This window comes from Meiothermus sp. (assembly GCF_025056915.1).
Taxonomy (GTDB): Bacteria; Deinococcota; Deinococci; order Deinococcales; family Thermaceae; genus Meiothermus.
The window spans coordinates 1-16,575 of record NZ_JANWVH010000066.1 but is presented as its reverse complement, the minus strand read 5'-3'; the positions used below and the strand labels follow the sequence as shown (position 1 = coordinate 16,575).

At 64.1% G+C, this 16,575-nt stretch carries 14 protein-coding genes and 1 pseudogene; 11 read left to right on the top strand and 4 right to left on the bottom strand.

The window, feature by feature from the left end; translation table 11 throughout:
• Window positions 1–137: 137 nt before the first annotated feature.
• The gene (locus NZN28_RS10820; protein WP_295398076.1) at window positions 138–1,322 is read right to left on the bottom strand and encodes an MFS transporter; all 1,185 of its coding nucleotides are present in this window, start codon (window positions 1,320–1,322) and stop codon (window positions 138–140) included.
• A 216-nt stretch (window positions 1,323–1,538) separates the two neighbouring features.
• Here NZN28_RS10820 and NZN28_RS10815 point away from each other — a divergent pair, with 216 nt between their 5' ends.
• Window positions 1,539–2,423, top strand: a complete 885-nt coding sequence (locus NZN28_RS10815; protein ID WP_295398074.1) for an SIS domain-containing protein — start codon at window positions 1,539–1,541, stop codon at window positions 2,421–2,423.
• 192 nt (window positions 2,424–2,615) lie between these two features.
• Here the strand turns inward: NZN28_RS10815 and pgk are convergent, their stop codons facing one another.
• Both pgk and gap read right to left on the bottom strand, forming a co-directional pair.
• The gene (gene pgk / locus NZN28_RS10810) at window positions 2,616–3,800 is read right to left on the bottom strand and encodes a phosphoglycerate kinase (protein ID WP_295398072.1); all 1,185 of its coding nucleotides are present in this window, start codon (window positions 3,798–3,800) and stop codon (window positions 2,616–2,618) included.
• Window positions 3,801–3,859: 59 nt separating this feature from the next.
• Window positions 3,860–4,852, bottom strand: a complete 993-nt coding sequence (gene gap, locus NZN28_RS10805) for a type I glyceraldehyde-3-phosphate dehydrogenase (RefSeq protein WP_295398070.1) — start codon at window positions 4,850–4,852, stop codon at window positions 3,860–3,862.
• 344 nt (window positions 4,853–5,196) lie between these two features.
• Between gap and NZN28_RS10800 the strand changes: the two genes are divergently transcribed.
• The 5 genes and pseudogenes from NZN28_RS10800 (at window position 5,197) to NZN28_RS10780 (ending at window position 9,079) form a co-directional block, all read left to right on the top strand.
• Complete coding sequence (locus NZN28_RS10800; protein WP_295398068.1) at window positions 5,197–6,693, top strand: ABC transporter substrate-binding protein; 1,497 nt, start codon at window positions 5,197–5,199, stop codon at window positions 6,691–6,693.
• An 18-nt stretch (window positions 6,694–6,711) separates the two neighbouring features.
• Entirely contained in the window at window positions 6,712–7,626 is a 915-nt protein-coding gene (locus NZN28_RS10795) for an ABC transporter permease (protein WP_295398066.1), read from the top strand.
• Window positions 7,627–7,654: 28 nt separating this feature from the next.
• On the top strand, window positions 7,655–8,449 hold the full coding sequence (locus tag NZN28_RS10790) for an ABC transporter permease (protein ID WP_295398064.1): 795 nt from the start codon (window positions 7,655–7,657) through the stop codon (window positions 8,447–8,449).
• 57 nt (window positions 8,450–8,506) lie between these two features.
• Window positions 8,507–8,836: pseudogene (locus tag NZN28_RS10785) on the top strand (glycerol-3-phosphate acyltransferase).
• Window positions 8,837–8,872: 36 nt separating this feature from the next.
• Window positions 8,873–9,079: a hypothetical protein gene (locus tag NZN28_RS10780; RefSeq protein ID WP_295398062.1), complete on the top strand. Its 207-nt coding sequence runs from the start codon at window positions 8,873–8,875 to the stop codon at window positions 9,077–9,079.
• Window positions 9,080–9,086: 7 nt separating this feature from the next.
• Here the strand turns inward: NZN28_RS10780 and NZN28_RS10775 are convergent, their stop codons facing one another.
• A complete protein-coding gene (locus NZN28_RS10775) occupies window positions 9,087–10,247 on the bottom strand; it encodes an A24 family peptidase (RefSeq protein WP_295398060.1) in 1,161 nt (386 codons plus the stop codon).
• Window positions 10,248–10,604: 357 nt separating this feature from the next.
• Here NZN28_RS10775 and pgeF point away from each other — a divergent pair, with 357 nt between their 5' ends.
• From pgeF to NZN28_RS10750, 5 genes are all read left to right on the top strand, one after another.
• The gene (gene pgeF / locus NZN28_RS10770; protein ID WP_295398058.1) at window positions 10,605–11,333 is read left to right on the top strand and encodes a peptidoglycan editing factor PgeF; all 729 of its coding nucleotides are present in this window, start codon (window positions 10,605–10,607) and stop codon (window positions 11,331–11,333) included.
• A 99-nt stretch (window positions 11,334–11,432) separates the two neighbouring features.
• Entirely contained in the window at window positions 11,433–11,987 is a 555-nt protein-coding gene (locus NZN28_RS10765) for a YqeG family HAD IIIA-type phosphatase (protein WP_295398056.1), read from the top strand.
• Between the two features lie 117 nt (window positions 11,988–12,104).
• On the top strand, window positions 12,105–14,762 hold the full coding sequence (locus tag NZN28_RS10760) for an ATPase, T2SS/T4P/T4SS family (RefSeq protein ID WP_295398054.1): 2,658 nt from the start codon (window positions 12,105–12,107) through the stop codon (window positions 14,760–14,762).
• Window positions 14,763–14,859: 97 nt separating this feature from the next.
• On the top strand, window positions 14,860–15,510 hold the full coding sequence (locus NZN28_RS10755; protein WP_295398052.1) for a hypothetical protein: 651 nt from the start codon (window positions 14,860–14,862) through the stop codon (window positions 15,508–15,510).
• Window positions 15,511–15,530: 20 nt separating this feature from the next.
• On the top strand, window positions 15,531–16,575 hold a 1,045-nt coding region (locus tag NZN28_RS10750), incomplete at its 3' end, for a dipeptidase (protein WP_295398051.1).

The window sequence follows — 16,575 nt, the reverse complement described above, 5'->3', positions numbered from 1 at the left end:
CCACGAAAACGAGAAGGGACAAGTGTCTGCGTTGCGTCTGGGCCGAGACGCAGGTTTTCGAATTTCCAGGCGGCCACTGTTCTGTTCAGAACCAGGCTTTCTTGAACTCGAGTGGTTCATCATACGCGAAGAGCACTCTAAATCTGGTGTTTGGGTCGCTCCACAATGTTGGAGAGCAACAAGGCCCCGATCCCAAAAACCGCTGCCTGGGCAATCCAGCCCAGGGCGTAGTTGTTGCTGAAATCAACCAGCAAGCCAAACAGGGGGGGCGCTGAGGCAATGCCAATCGAGGTGAATACCAGGCCGAACCCCACCACCCGGCCCTCCCAGCCGGGGGGAGAGAGTTCGGTCAGGAGTGAAAAATGCAGCCCCTGCCAGCCCAAAGCGGTGGCCCCGTACAGCACCACAATCAATCCCTTGAACAGCAGGGGAGTGCCGGGCGGCATCCAGGCCAGAACCAGCGCAAAGAGTCCGGCCAGCCCCACCATCATCACCAGCAAGGGCTTGCGCCGGCCCCCCATTTGGTCCGATAACCACGACCAGAACACCCGACTTAAAGCCCCGGCAAACTGGGCTGCGGTCAGGAGGGCGGCTCCGCTAAGTTCGGGCACGCCATAGCGCTCCTTGAGGAACAAAATCAGGTAGGTGATCATCACGAACTGCCCGGTGGGCAAGGTGATGCCCGCGATGGCAGCCAGCAGGATGTTTCGCTCGCGCAGAACCTGGATCAGCGCGGGGTGGGCGCCTCTGGTGGGGGCTCTGGGGGGCAGGCTTTCGTAATACAAGCGGGCGGCCACCAGGGCTGCCACGACAGCGATGCAGGCTGCAACCACCGAGGCCCAGCGCCAGCTGGCGGTGTGAGCAACAGCCGGCAGAATGGCTGCGGCCAGTGCTCCCCCCAGCGGAACCGCCATCTGGCGAAGCCCAATCACCAGCCCTCGCCGCTCCGGCGGAAACGACTGGGCCACCGCTTGCGAGCCTGCCGGGGTGGCCGATGCAACCACCAGCCCCACCATCAGCAAGAACGGAACAAACATCATCTGGGAGCGGGCAGCTATGGCAATAATGACCGCCAGGGCCGCGCCCGCCAGGGTGCCCGCAATCATGACCTTGCGGCTGCCCAGCCGGTCGGTGAGCCAGCCCGAAGGCAGCGAGCCCAGCATGGTGCCAAGGTAGATAAACGTGTTGAGCAGGCCCACCGCCGCCAGGGAAAGGCCCAGATCGGCGCGGATGAAAGGAGCCAGGGTGGGGTAAGCCTGCCCAATCAGTGAGACCGCGGTTCCGGCGGTCATGGCGGCGGTGAGGACGGCCCAGGGCGACATGCGAGGCTTAGGCTACCGTATTTGCCCACCAAGTGCGAAACGAGGGCTTGCAAACCAGGCTTTTTCATGGGCCAATCCCGACCGCAGACCGGGGATTGCCGGACCGTTGTGGTCGCTCGAGCCATTCCATACACCTGCTGCGGATGGACTGATTTGAGTGCGTCAAGCCCCCCCCCGACCCTTTCGGGCCTGGGCAGGCCGGCTAAACTGAGGGGAATGCGCGACCTCGACTCACAGGAAACCTACCTGACCGACCGAATGGGTTTGGCCTTTGATCTGCGCGACCTGGTGGGCAGTGGGCCGGTTCCCCAGGCCCGCTATGCCCCGCCCTACGGCGTGGTGGGGTATGGGGAGGGCTGGTGGGCGGCCCGGCTTTTGCAGGACTTTGCCCAGGAACTCACCGCCACGGGCACGCAGTTTGTGCTGGAAGGGGGCTACGATATGGGCGGCGCTGCCGGAGCCGGACTCTACGCTTCGGCCAGCGGGGCGGAAATTGTGCGGCTGGGTTTTAGGGAAAACGTCGAGGTGGAGGTGCTGGCCCATCCCCTGGCCACCTACCGCTACCTGCGGTTTTTACTGCTGGCCACCGGACAGACCACCGAGCTGGCCCGCATTGACCGGGCCTTGCTGCAAGAGCGGGAGCGGCTGCGCCCCGAGGTGGGCCTGAGCAAGAACCCGGCCAAGTTTCTGGCCTACTCGCTTCTGGAGCGCACCCCCATGTGGGTAGCGCCCGAGCGCTACCCGGGCCTGGGCCAGGCCCTGCAACAAACCTTCAGCCGCATTGGCAAGAGCCTTTCCTTCACGCCTCCGCCCTCGGCTCTGGAGTTTTTTGTGACCGGCCTCGAGGCCCGCCACGAGCAGGGCGACCCCATCGCGGCGGTGCTGATGGGCGACGACGAGCGCAAGCGCTACGCCCAGGAAATCCTGGAAAACCGTGTGGATACCCTGATCGAACTCCCCGAGCCGGAAGCCGAAGGCACCCTGGCCAAAGCCCTGTGCTACTGGTACCGGGTGGCCTGGGCCAGCTATTACCTGGCCCTGCTGTACGGGGTGGAGCCGGGCGACTGGGAGGTGCTGGACAACCTGAGACAGGCAACCTAGAGCACTCTTCACCTATGAAGAGCCACTCGAGTTCGAGAAAGCCTGGTTTCGAACAGAACCGTGGCCGCCTGGAAAATGCGTCTCGGCCCAGACGCAACGCAGACAAGCGTGCCCCACCGAGGTGAGGCACGTCTGCTTATCCCTTCTCGTTTTCGTGGGCGGCCACGTCTGTCGTGTCTGCCGGGCGCAGGTCTAGCGGAGCGCCTCGATGCCCGGCAGGGTGCCGAGCTCGAGGAGCTCGAGGCTGGCCCCCCCGCCGGTGGAGACATGGCTGAACTTTTCGGCCATGCCCAGCTTGTTGGCGGCTGCCACCGAGTCCCCGCCGCCCACCACCGTGAAGGCCCCCTGGAGGTTGGCAATGGCCTCGCCGACCGCCAGGGTGCCCTTGGCAAAGTCGTCCACCTCAAATACGCCCATGGGGCCGTTCCAAAGCACCGTCCTGGCCCCCTCGAGGGCCTTGGCAAAGATGCGGGCGCTTTCGGGGCCAATGTCCAAGCCCATCCAGTCGGCCTCGATTGCACCGGCGGGCATGATGCGGGTGGGCGCTCCGGCTTCTATCTTCTGCGCCGCCACCACATCGGTTGGCAGCAGGAGCTTGACCCCCAGGTCGCTTGCCTGGTTGAGCAGTCCCTGGGCTAGCTCGAGTTTGTCGTCCTCGACCAAACTCTTGCCCACCTGCCCGCCCTGGGCCTTGATGAAGGTAAAGGCCATCGCGCCGCCAATCACCATGCCGGTTACCTTGGGCAGGAGGTTCTCAATCACCCCAATCTTGTCCGAGACCTTGGCCCCGCCCAGCACCACCCAGTAAGGCTTCTCCGGGTTGTGCAGCACCTTGCCGATGCTGCTCACCTCCTTCTCCATCAGGAAGCCCGCGTAGCTCGGCAGAAACCGAGCCACGCCCGTGACCGAGGCGTGGGCCCGGTGGGCCGAACCAAAGGCATCCAGCACAAACGCATCGCCGAGGCGGGCCAGGTTTTGGGCCAGGGTTTCGTCGTTTTTCTCTTCCCCTGGCTCAAAGCGCACGTTGTCCAGCAAAATGACCGAGCCTGGAGGGGCCTTTTTCACGCGCTCGAGGGTGGCTTCGCTGGCCGGGGTCAGCTCCGGCGAGCCCCCCACAAACACCACGGGCCGCCCCAGGTGCTTCTCCAGCACCGGGGCCACCGGCGCTAAGCTGCTGGCCTCCTCAAAGCCCTTGGGCCGCCCCAGGTGCGAGCACAGCACCAGCGTAGCCCCCTGCTCCAGCAGGTGCTTGAGGGTCGGGATGGCCGCCTTGACCCTCGTCTCGTCTGTGACCTGGCCCTCTTTGATGGGCACATTGAAATCGACCCGTACCAGCACGCGTTTCCCGGCAGCGTTGAAATCCTTGAGGGTACGCATTTTGCACCTCGCATAAGCCCCTTCCCACGCGGGAGGGGGCTGGGTTGGGGGAGGAAAACCTATAGCTTCCGACCGATGTACTGGGCCAGGTCGGCCACACGGCAGCTGTAGCCCCACTCGTTGTCGTACCAGCTCACCACCTTGACCAGGTTGCCCACCACCAGGGTGTCGAGGGCGCTGAAGATGGAGGAGTGGGGGTCGCCCTTCAAATCGCTCGAGACCAGCGGCTCTTCGGTATAGGCCAGAATGCCTTTCATGGGGCCCTCGGCGGCGGCTTTCATGGCGGCGTTGATTTCCTCTTTGCTGGCTTCTTTGTTCAGGATGGCCGTGAAGTCCACCACCGAGACCGTGCTGGTCGGCACCCGGAACGCCATGCCGCCAAACTTGCCCTTGAGCTCAGGAATCACCAGCCCCACCGCTTTGGCCGCGCCGGTCTCGCTGGGCACGATGTTGAGCGCTGCGGCCCGGGCGTCGCGGGGGTCGTCTTTCACCGCGTCCACCAGGCTCTGGCTGGCGGTATAGGCGTGCACGGTGGTCAGGAGGCCCTTCTCGATGCCGAAATGGTCGTTGAGCACCTTGGCCACCGGGGCTAAGCCGTTGGTGGTGCAGCTGGCGTTGGAAATCACGTGGTGTTTGGCAGGGTCGTACATATGTTCGTTGACGCCCATCACAATGGTGAGCATCTCGCCCTTGCCGGGTGCGCTGATGATGACCTTTTTGGCCCCGGCCTTGAGGTGCGCTTCGGCGGCCTCGAGCTTGGTAAAACGCCCGGTCGACTCGATGACAATGTCGGCCCCAATCTCGCCCCAGGGCAGATTGGCCGGGTCTTTTTCCTCGTAGACCCGGATGGTCTTGCCGTTGACGGTTATATTCTTCTCGTCGTAGCTGACGGTTCCGGGGAAGCGGCCATAGTTGGAGTCGTACTTGAAAAGATGGGCCAGGATGGCATTGTCCGACAGGTCGTTGATGCCAACCACCTCCACCCCGCGCTCTTGCAGAATCCGGAACACCTGGCGGCCAATGCGCCCGAAACCGTTGATTGCGACTTTCATGTCTTCCTCCTTGCTTGAACTAAACGCCGAATTGCTTCCGCGTTCCGCAGGACACTATAACGCAAAGGAAGGCCCCTTTAGTCGGAGCGCCCTGCCGGGCGAGAAAACCTCTTGCGAAGGTTTCTGCACAATACCCTGGTTAGAAAAACACGCGAGCAGGCCCCGGCATTCTTTTCGTGGGCTAGGCCCTTGAGCGCGGGAGGCTATAGCGCGGGCCTCGGCCCTGGCTTGTCCCACCCATGGCATCAACCGGTCGCCCTCGGAGCTGGCTTTTTGACAGATTGATGAAGAAAGCGGATTAGATTCGCCGCGCTGCAGCTTGCTGTCAGCAAGGGAGGTTAGTAATGCGCTTGGTACTTCTGCTAACGCTGTTGTGGGCCTGGGCGCTGGCCCAAAGCCCCTCGGGCCAGCTCACCGTAGCCCTGGCCAACGATCCCAAGAGCTTGTTCATGCCCCGCGCGGCTGACCGCACCGCGAGCAACGTAGCGGTTCAGATTTACAACACCCTGGTCGCGGTGAACGACCAGGGCCAGATTGTGCCGGAGCTGGCTACCCGCTGGAGCATTTCCCCCGACGGCAAGGAGTACACCTTCACCCTGCGCTCTGGGGTCAGGTTCCACAACGGCGAGGAGTTCAATGCCCAAAGCGTGGTGGCGACCTGGGAGAGCGGTCAGGACAAGTCCAACGACTACGCCGGCAACTACAGCCTGGTTAAAGAGGTGCGGGTGCAGAACCCCACCACCGTAACCCTGGTGCTGGACAAGCCAAACGCGCTTTTTCTGAACATCCTGGCCAACTTCTGGGCTTTGGTGCCGCCCGCCTACATCAAGCAGGTCGGCTTGGACGGCTTCGCCGCCCGTCCGGTGGGCACTGGGCCCTTCCGCTTTGTGAGCCGCAGCGCCGACCGCATTGTGCTGGAGGCCAACCCCAGCTACTGGGAGCGGGGCCTGCCCAAGGTGCAGCGGGTGGTCTTCCGGGTGATTCCCGACGCCACCACCCGGGTCGCTGCGGTACGCACCGGTGAGATTGACATTGCCAACCGCCTGACCCCCGACCTTGTGGCCCAGCTTCAGGGCAACAACCGGGTGCGGGTGGTGAGCTATCCCAACGACCGGGTCTACTACCTGGCCTTTAAGAATGTGGAGGCCGGGAAGGGCACCCCGCTGGAAAACCGTCAGGTGCGCCAGGCCCTCAACCTCGCCATCAACCGCCCTGGAATCGTGAAGGCCATCTTCAACAACCAGGCCCGGCTGGTTGCGGGCTTCGTGCTGCCGGGCAACCTGGGCTACGACGAGGGCCTCAAGCCCTACCCTTACGACCCCGAGCAGGCCAAGAAGCTCCTGGCCGCGGCTGGCTTCGAGAAAGGCTTCAGCATCAGCATGGGCTGCCCCACCGATGCCTACGTGAACATCAACGAGGTCTGCCTGAGTATCCAGCGCGACCTGGCCAAGGTGGGAGTTGACGTGAGTCTGGAGTTCAAAACCTCCACCGCCTACTGGAGCAAGCCGCGGTACGGCGCGGTGGGGGCCATGTACGTGGATAGCTGGTCTTCCACCGTGGGCGAGGCCCTGCCCCGGCTGCAGGGGGCCCTGACCCCTGGGGCTTATTACAACACCTGGGAGGACGAGGAGCTAGCCAAGCTGATCGAGCAGATCGGCGCCACCACCGACCGCGCGGCCCGCGCCGCCCTTTACCGGCAACTGCAAAAGCGCATGTACGACGACCCTCCCTTCGTCTACCTGTACCAGCCGGTCATCTTCGAGGCGGTCAGTGCGCGGGTGCAGGACTACCGGCCCCGCTCAGCTGAGGAGTACTTCCTCAAGAGCGTGAGCGTTCGCTAAAGCCGGGCCCTTGAGGTGATGCGCTACTTCGTGACGCGAAGCCTACAGTCGCTCCTGCTGCTGGCAGGAGCGCTGGTGCTGGTCTTCTTTCTGGTGCGGCTCACCGGCGACCCGGTGGCCCTGATGCTGCCCAAGGAGGCCGATGCAGCCCAGCGGGAGGCCTTCCGCCAGGCCATGGGCCTCGACCAGCCCCTTCTGGTGCAGTTTGGCCGGTACTTCCTGGGGGTTTTACAGGGCGACCTGGGCCGCTCGCTTCGAAGCCAGCAGGCCAACCTCGAGCTCATCCTAGAGCGGCTGCCCGCGACCCTCGAGCTGGCCCTGGGGGCCTTCGCCTTCATCCTCCTGCTGGCGCTGCCGCTGGGTTTGATGGCAGGGATGTACCCGGGCAGCCTCCTCGACCGGCTGGCCTTGGGGCTGGCCTTCGCCGGGCAGGTGGTACCCAACTTCTGGCTGGGCATGCTGCTCATTCTCTGGTTTGCGGTGGGGCTGGGCTGGCTGCCCTCCTTCGGGCGCGACGGCCCCGCCTCGCTGGTGCTTCCGGCGGTGGCCTTGGGCTTTGGCGGCTTGGGCCAGATGCTGCGGCTCACCCGTACCGCCACCCTCGAGGCCCGCAGCGCCGATTACCTTCGCACCGCCCGGGCCAAGGGCCTAGGCCCGCTCTCCCTGGCCCTGCGCCACCTGCTGCCCAACCTGGCCATCCCCCTGGTCAGCGTGGCCGGGCTTCAGCTCACCTACCTCCTGGGAGGCTCGGTCTACATCGAGACCATCTTCGCCTGGCCCGGCCTGGGGGGCCTGCTGAACACTGCCATCCAGGACGCGGACTTCCCCTTGGTGCAGGCCATCACCCTCTTCATCGCCTGCTTCGCCATCGGCCTGCAGCTGATTTCTGACCTGCTATATGCCTGGCTCGACCCCCGCATCCAGCACCGCTAGAAAGCTCTGGCGCCATCTGGGCGGCTTGGTGGGCGCAGGGCTGCTCCTTGGGCTGGCGCTTCTGGCCCTGCTGGCCCCCTGGCTGGCCCCCTATGGCCCTACCGAGGGCGACTTGCTGCGGGCCAAGCAGCCCCCCTTTTGGCTCGAGGGGGGAAGCCTGGCCCATCCCCTGGGCACCGACCCCCTCGGGCAGGACATCCTGAGCCGGCTCATCTACGGGGCCCGGGTCTCGCTCGCGGTGGGGTTTTTCGGCGTGCTGCTGGCGGCTGGTTTGGGCAGCTTCCTGGGCTTGCTGGCGGGTTACTACGGGGGGCGGCTGGATGCCTTCCTGACCGCGGCGAGCAACCTGGTGCTTTCGCTGCCCTACTTGGTGCTGGTCATCGTCCTGGCGACGGTGATGGGGCGGAGCCTCTTCAATGTGGTGCTGCTTTTTGGGGTTACTGGCTCCACGGTCTTCTACCGGCTGGTGCGGGGCGAGACCCTGCGCATCCGGGAGATGCCCTACCTCGAGGCCGCTCGGAGCCTCGGGGGAAGCGACGGGCACATCCTCTGGCGCCACGTCCTGCCCAACCTGGCCGGGCCCCTACTAACCCTGGCCAGCTTCGAGATGTCGGCTATGGTCTTCTACGAGGCGGGGCTGGGGTTTTTGGGCCTGAGCGTGCCCCCGGAGGTGCCCAGCTGGGGCAATATGCTGGCGCTGGGGCGGCAGTTCCTCACGGTTTATCCCTGGATGGCGGTCTTCCCCGGCCTGGCCATCGCCCTCACCGCGCTGGCCATGAACCTGCTGGGGGAGTGGCTGCGCCGCCAGGTGGCTCGGCACTGAGAGGCTGGGGCCGCTTTGCAGCGGCAGTCAAGTCTGCAAAGTGCAGGCAGTAAACCGATGGAATTTCTGCCGGTGCTGCTGGCCTACTTGATAGGCTCGGTCAACTTCCCCATTCTGGCGGGCCGCCTGCGGGGCTGGGATATCCGGGAGCGCGACCTGGCTGGCACCTTGGGGGCCTTTCGGCAGCTGGGCCTGGGCTGGGGCTTAGGGGTGGGAGCGCTTTAGGTGGGCAAGGGCATGCTGGCCGCCTGGCCGGCCGGTTTCTCGCAGAGCCCAGGGGTTTTGCCCTTGTGCGCCCTGGCGGTGGTGGCGGGCCTTATCTGGCCGGTCTGGTTTGGCTTCCGGGGTGGTAGGGGCTTGGCGGCGGCTGCGGGCTTTGCGCTTTAGGCCTTCCCCTAAGAAACCGCGCTCGGCCTGCTGGTCTTGGGGCTGGCCCTGGGGGTTTACTTTCTGCTTTTCAAGCGTTACCGCTTCCAAGGGATTGGCTCCATCCCCTTTGCGGCCATCGGTGCCCTTCTCTACCTGGCCTTTGCGCTACAGGCTTCGGCCCTCTACACCGTAGGGGCACTGGGGGCGGTTATGGCCCTGTGGGGGCTGCTGGTGCTCACGGGCCGCTGGTGGCACCGCTGAACCAGGCTCAGGACAGGCCGATATAGCCCAGATACCATTGCACGATGGCCGTGCCATAGAAAAACGCGATGAGCCCTCCTATGGCCAGGTACGGCCCAAAGGGAATCTGCGGGTCGCCCCCCAACCGCCGCAGGATCAGGCCCACGACGGCACCCGCAAACACCGCCACAAAAACCCCCACCAGCAGGTTGGTGAACCCCAGCCAGACCCCCAGAAAACCCGCCAGCACCACATCGCCGTAGCCCATCACGGTCACGTAGCCGGTGGGGTTGTCGGTTTCGGGCTCGGGCTCCACCTTATCGGAGGGGTTGCGCAACCACCAGTACAGCATGCCTGCCAGGGCCAGGCCGCCTGCGCTGACCAGCATGCCGCGCAGGCTCTCCAGGGGCGATAAGCCCATCACCCAGGCCAGGAGGGGCGCCAGCGCCGCAAGCCCCAGGGTCAAAGCATCGTGCAGGGCCAAGACCCTCCCGGTGCGGGCGTTGAGCGAGGCGTTCAGCAGCCCCACCACAAGGCCCAACCCCCCCAGCCAGACCCCCCCGACCGTGCCCAGCATCCCCCCCCAGGCCCCGACCATGGCCGCCAGGTGGACCAGGTGCAGTCCGAAGGGGCCTTCGCGGGGGCCATCCTTGAACCGGTTGTAGAGCAAGCCGCCATAGCCCGCAAACAAGGCGACCAGTCCGGCCCCCATCAAGCCACCCTCGAGGGCTTGTGGAAAAGCCTGTGGATAACCCAGCAGTAAGGCCCCCAAGAGCCCCAGCCCGATTCCGGCGAAGTTGAGGGAGTTGGGCAGGGTTTTGGTGTCAATGTCTATAAAGGAGAGTGCAATCAGTAACGCGATAAAAGCCCAGATGAAGAGCAAATCCGGCAAAACCGGGCGCAGGAGGGCCGCTGCGGTAAAGAGAACCGCCGTCAAGGCCTCCACCGCCGGATAGCGGGCCGAGATGGGGGCCTGGCAGTTTTTGCACCGCCCCCGCTGGACAACCCAGGAAACGATGGGTACGAGCTCGAGGGGGGAGAGCACCTGCCCACAGTGCGGACACCGCGAGCGGGGCCACACCACTGATATACCGGCTGGAAGCCGATAAATCACCACATTCAGAAACGAGCCAATCAGGCTGCCGAACGTAAACGCGAACACCGCCAGGGGCAAAAGAAAAAAATCCACCCCGTTATTCTAGGCGCTATGGGCCGGATGGCCTGTGACGGAAAAGCTGAGCGGTACGCATCGCGTCCGGCCAGGCCCGGATTCGGCTTCCTCAACCCTCGAGCTTCGCAAGCACACAAAGGCCATGTGGGGTATCAGCCCATGCATCGCCACCCATCCCTACGGTATGGGGCCCAATCCGGCTTGGCGGCCCGGCCATGGCTTCAGTTCCAGGCCGCTTTGGAGCGCTCTTCGCACATTATGAGCCACTCGAGTTCGAGAAAGCCTGGTTCTGAACAGAACAGTGGCTGCCTGGATGGGCGGCCACGTCTGTGAAGAGCGCGATACGCCGGGCTTTGCTGTAGTAAGCTTTGGGCCATGTTGCATAGCCCGCTGCTGGAAGTGCCCCACGGTTTTACCACCCGGGCGGGCGGGGTCTCGCCGGCTCCTTTCGACAGCCTGAACCTGGGGTTGTCCACCGCAGACGACCCGGCTAATGTGCAGGAGAACCGTCGGCGGGTGCTGGCCCTGTTCGGCAACCCACCCCAGGCTGGGTTGTGTCAAATTCATGGCAATCTTGTACACGTGGTCGAGACGGCGGGGGAGTGGAAGGGCGATGGCCTGCTCACCGCCACCCCCGGGTTGCTGTTGCGGGTCAGCGTGGCCGACTGCTACCCCATCCTGTTGCACGACCCCGTGAAAGGGGTGGTGGGGGCCTTGCACGCAGGCTGGCGGGGGGTGGTCTCGGGTATCCTGCCCAAAGCACTGGCGCTAATGACCTCTCACTGGGGTAGCCGTCCCGACGATATTCGCGTGGCGGTGGGCCCCGGTATCAGCGGCCCCCATTTTCAGGTGGGGCCGGAAGTGCTGGAGCTTTTCGAGCAGGTGGAACTGGCTTTTGCCAGGCCGGACCCTCTTCACCCAGGCAAATATTTGCTCGATTTGGAGCGGGCCATCCGAACCCAGGCCCAAAGGGAGGGGATTCGCCCCCCCCACTACTGGGCGCTGGGGCGCTGCACCTATGCCGACCCGGCCTTCTTCTCGCATCGGCGCGATCAGGGGCAGACCGGGCGCATGTGGGCCTTGATCATGCTGCCGGGCCCGTAGGGTTGCCTGCTTGGTTCTGAACTGGGGTTCGCGGACTCGACCGAACCCTGACCTCGATAAGTCCTACAGTCTTACACAAGTTTTCGTTACACTATGGGGGTGCTCAGGCCCAGGGCCCACCTCCGGTCGGTCACAGCCATCACCCCCCAGTGGCTTCAGGAAAGGGGGTTGAGGGCGCTTTTGCTTGACCTGGACAACACCCTGGTGCCTTACAGAATCTACGGCGAGGCCCCCCAGGGCCTTTTGGCATGGTTGCAAACCCTCCAGGACGCAGGGATTCAGGTCATGCTGGTCTCCAACGGCAGCCGGCGTCGGGTGCGCTACTGGTGTGAGAAGCTGGGGGTGCCCGGTTTTGGCCCGGCGGGCAAACCCTGGTTTGGCTTTCGCAAGGCTCTGCGGCGGCTGGGTCTCGCCCCCCGTGAGGTGGCAGTGGTGGGGGATCAGCTTTTTACCGATGTGCTGGGGGGGAACCTGATTGGGGCCTACACGGTGCTGGTTCCTCCTCTTTCTAAGCGGGAAATGGGGTATACCCGGCTGGTGCGAAAGCTCGAACGCTGGGTGTTGCAAAATACCGGCCTGGGGCTTGTGGCGGGTAGCGGTGAGGAATTTGACCCAAAAGAATACCGCCAAGAGCCCACAATGAGCAAAGACTAGGAGGAAGCGAAGCGATGGCCTGCATCACCTACGACCACCAGAAACGAACCGGCGCCATTCATATTTGCAGCCACATCTCACCGGGCGCTGTGCGCTTCGCATAGGAGGACGGGTCGAATGGCAAATGTCTTGACCATAGGGGATAAACGATTGGGCGCAGCCCTGCTGGACATGGGCCTTCTGGGGGATGAGGAACTCCAGCGGGCCCTCGAGCAACACCGCGAGGTCGGCGGCAACCTCTCGGACATCATCGTGGAGCTGGGCCTGCTCTCCGAACGGCGGATAGCCCAGGCCATCGAGGAGACCTTCGGGGTGCCGATGGTCGAACTGGTGGGCCTCGAGATTGCCCCCGAGGCCAAATCCCTGATTCCCGCCGAGCGAGCCCGCGACCTGGGGGCCATTCCCTTCAGCCTCGAGGGCGGCACCCTGCGGGTCGCTCTGCTGAATCCCCTGGACAACCTGGTGCTGGAGGAGCTGGAAGACCTCACCAACCAGATCATCGAGCCCTACCTGACCACCCCATCCTCCTTCCGCTATGCCCTGGCGTTGCACTACCCCGAGCTGGGCCTGCCGGTGCCCCCGCCGCCCTCGGCGGCCTCGCCCGGCGAGATGCAGCTTGGGGAAATCCTGGTCAACAAAGGGTGGTTGAGCCGCGACGACCTCGAGGCCGCCCTGGTCGAGCAGGAAAAAACCGGCGAGCTTCTGGGCCGCCTGCTCATCCACAAATACGGCCTGACCGAAGAGAAGCTCTACCAGGCCCTGGCCGAGCAAGCCGGGCTGGAGTTCAAGGTTGAGCTGGATCAGCTCGAGCTGCAAAACGAGGTGACGGCCCTCCTGCTGCGCCCCGACGCCCTGCGCTATCAGGCGGTGCCCGTCCGCCAGGACGGCCAGCAGGTGTTGATCGTTCTGGCCGATCCCCGCCACCGCCACGCCGTAGCCCAACTGGTCGAACGCCCGACCAGGTTCATCCTGACCCTGCCCAAGGTCTGGGAGTCCCTGTTCAGCCGGGCCTATCCGGAAAAGAGCCGCCTGGGCGAGGCTTTAGTGCAGGAGGGCAAGCTGAACCGCGCGGCCCTGCAAGATGCCCTCTCGGTTCAGCGCCGCATGGGCAAGACCCGCCCTTTGGGCGAGGTGCTGGTGGAGCTGGGCTATGTGACCTCGCAGGATGTGGAGGAAGCCCTCTCCAAGCAGCGGCAGGGTGGGGGCCGCCTGGAGGACACCCTGGTGCAGTCGGGCAAGATCAAGCCCGAGATGCTGGCCAAAAGCCTGGCCACCCAGCTCGGCTATCCCTACATTGACCCCACCGACTCCCCCCCGGATCCTTCGGTGCTGACCATGGTGCCCGAGTCCACCGTACGGCGCTACACCATCTTCCCGCACCACCTCGAGGGCAACACCCTGGTGGTCTTGATGAAAGACCCCCGCAACATCCTGGCCATTGACGACCTGCGCATGATTACCAAGCGCGACGTGATGCCGGCGGTGTCGGCGGAAGCCTCCATCACCAAGCTGATCGAGCGCTTTTACGGCGGCTCGACCGGCGTCGAGGAGCTGGCCCGCGAGTTCGAGGGCAAAAAGAAGGAAGAAGAAGCGGCGGATACCAGCGGCCTGGACGACAACGCGGTGGTCAAGCTGGTCAACAGCATCATCCGCGAGGCCTTCTTGCAGGAAGCCTCGGATATCCACATCGAGCCACGCCAGTCCGACATCCTGGTGCGCATCCGGGTAGACGGTAGCCTGCGCGAGTACATGCGGCTGCCCAAAGGGGCGGGCCCGGCGATAGCCTCGCGCGTCAAGATTATGTCCAACCTCGATATCGCCGAGCGAAGGCTGCCCCAGGACGGACGGGTGCGCTACCGCGACCGCTCGATTGACCTGGACTTGCGCTTGTCCACCCTGCCTACCGTTTACGGCGAGAAGATCGTGATGCGCCTCCTGCGCAAGGCTGCCGACATCCCCGAGATTGAGCAGCTGGGCTTCGCCCCGGATATTTTCCAGCGCTTCGAGGATGTAATCTCCAAGCCCTACGGCATCTTCCTGATAACCGGCCCCACGGGTTCGGGGAAGTCCTTCACCACCTTCAGCATCCTCAAGCGCATTGCCACCCCGGACAAAAACACCACCACCATCGAAGACCCCGTGGAGTACGAGATTCCCGGCATCAACCAGACCCAGGTGAACCCGGTGGCGGGCCTGACCTTTGCCAAGGCCCTGCGAAGCTTTTTGCGCCAGGACCCCGACATCATCATGATCGGCGAGATGCGCGACCTCGAGACCGCGCGCATCGCGATCCAGTCGGCGCTCACCGGGCATCTCGTGCTCTCCACCCTGCACACCAACGACGCCGCCGGGGCGGTCTCCCGGCTGCTCGAGATGGGGGTGGAGCTCTTCAACATCTCTGCGGCGTTGGTGGGGGTGCTGGCCCAGCGCCTGGTGCGCAAGATTTGCGAAAGCTGCAAGATTCAGGTGGAGCCCGATGCCCTGGTCCTGCGCCGACTGGGGCTCAGCAAAGAAGACGTGCGGGGCAAGAGCCTGTACAAGGGCACCGGCTGCGACAAGTGCAACGGTTCAGGCTACAAGGGCCGTGCGGCCATCCACGAGCTGATGGTGCTGGACGACGAAATCCGCCGCGCTATTGTGGAAGGCCAGTCGGCCACCCAGATCAAGGAAATTGCCCGCAAAGGGGGTATGAAAACCCTGCGCGAGGACGGCATTCAGAAAGCTTTTATGGGGCTTACTACCCTGGAAGAAGTGATGGCCCGCACCAATGAATAGAGCTTCTTTCGCAAGCACAGTATAGTGAGGCATGGCAAGGGCCAAGCCTTCCTATGCGGTTTGCAAGCTGTGCGGGTATCGGGGTACCAAGGCCAGCATGACCAAACATCTGGTCAAGTGCGTGGAGAGCCATCCTGCCAAGGCCAGGGGAAAACCCGTCCGGTTATTGCACATTCGGGTGGAGGATGCTTACCAACCCTCGCCTTTCTGGCTGGATGTGGAGGTTTGGGCTGGCGCCCCCTTGCGCGAGCTGGATCAGTTTTTACGGGACATCTGGCTCGAGTGCTGCGGGCATCTGAGCGAGTTTGAGATTAATGGGGTGCGGTATGAAGCCTACCCCGACCGCACCTGGGGGCCCAGCGACTCCAAGTCCATGCGGGCCAAACTGGGCGAGGTCGTTGGTGTGGGTAGTCAACTCCACTACGAATACGACTTCGGCTCTACCACCGAGCTTAAGCTCAAGGTATTGGGCGAACGCGAGGGTTACCAGGATAAAATCCTGCGCCTGCTGGCCCGCAACGAACCCCCGGTCTGGCTCTGTAACGTCTGCGGTCAGCCGGCTACCCAGATCGACACCGAGTGCGCCTACGAGATGGAGAGCCCGTTTTTCTGCGAAAAACACGCTCGGGAGCATGTCAAGAAACAACACGACGGCGACGACTATATGCTGTTGCCGGTGGTGAACTCGCCGCGCATGGGGACATGCGGTTACGAGGGGCCGGACAACGAGGCCCCCTATCTGCCCTGAGGCGGTAGAATCGCCTTGCCATGAGCTGGAAAGACTACCTAACCCTTCACCAAGCCGCCCACCTCGAGGACTTCCGCACCTTCCTCTCGATCCCCAGTATCTCCGCCCAGCCCGCGCACCGGGACGATGTCCGCCGGGCCGCGGAGTGGCTGGCTGCGCGTTTCAAGCAGGCTGGGTTTTTGCAAGCCGAGGTCCTGCCCACCGCAGGGCATCCGGTGGTGCTGGCCGAATACTGCCCCTACCCGGACAAACCAACGATGCTTTTTTACGGCCACTACGACGTACAGCCCGCCGACAACCCCGAGCGCTGGAACTCTCCGCCTTTCGAGCCCACCGTGGTAGATGGGCGCATCGTGGCGCGTGGGGCCTCGGACATGAAGGGCCAGGTGATGGCCTTTCTACTGGCTGCGGAGGCGCTGATTGCCACTGGTCAACTGCAACTCAATGTCAAAGCCCTGATTGAGGGGGAAGAGGAGATTAGCAGCCCCAGCCTGCCCGCCTTCATCGAACAGCACAAAGAGCGCCTGCGCTGCGACCTGATCATCAACGGCGACAGCGGCCAGCTTTCCGAGACGGTGCCCCTGCTGGGCCTGGGGGTGCGGGGCATCTGCGGCCTCGAGTTCGACCTCACCGGCCCCGCCCACGACCTGCACTCCGGCACCTGGGGCGGCCAGGTGCAAAACCCCCTGCACGCCATGGCCGAGCTGGTGGCCTCGCTGCACAACCCGGACGGCAGCGTGGCGGTGAAGGGCTTTTACGACGAGGTGGAGCCCCTCAGCCCCGAGCTGCGCGAGTGGTACAAAAAGATTCCCTGGAACGACGAGGAGATGCGCCAGAAGCTGGGGGTGAGCGAGTTCTTCGGCGAGGCGGGCTATAGCCCCTGGGAGCGCACCACCGGGCGGCCCACCCTCGAGGTCAACGGCATGTGGGGCGGCTACACCGGCCCCGGCGGCATGACCGTCATCCCCTCCACCGCCCACGCCAAGATTACCTGCCGCCTGGTGCCTCACCAGGACCCCGAAAAAATCGTGGCGCTGGTCAAGGCCCACCTGGAAGAACACCTGC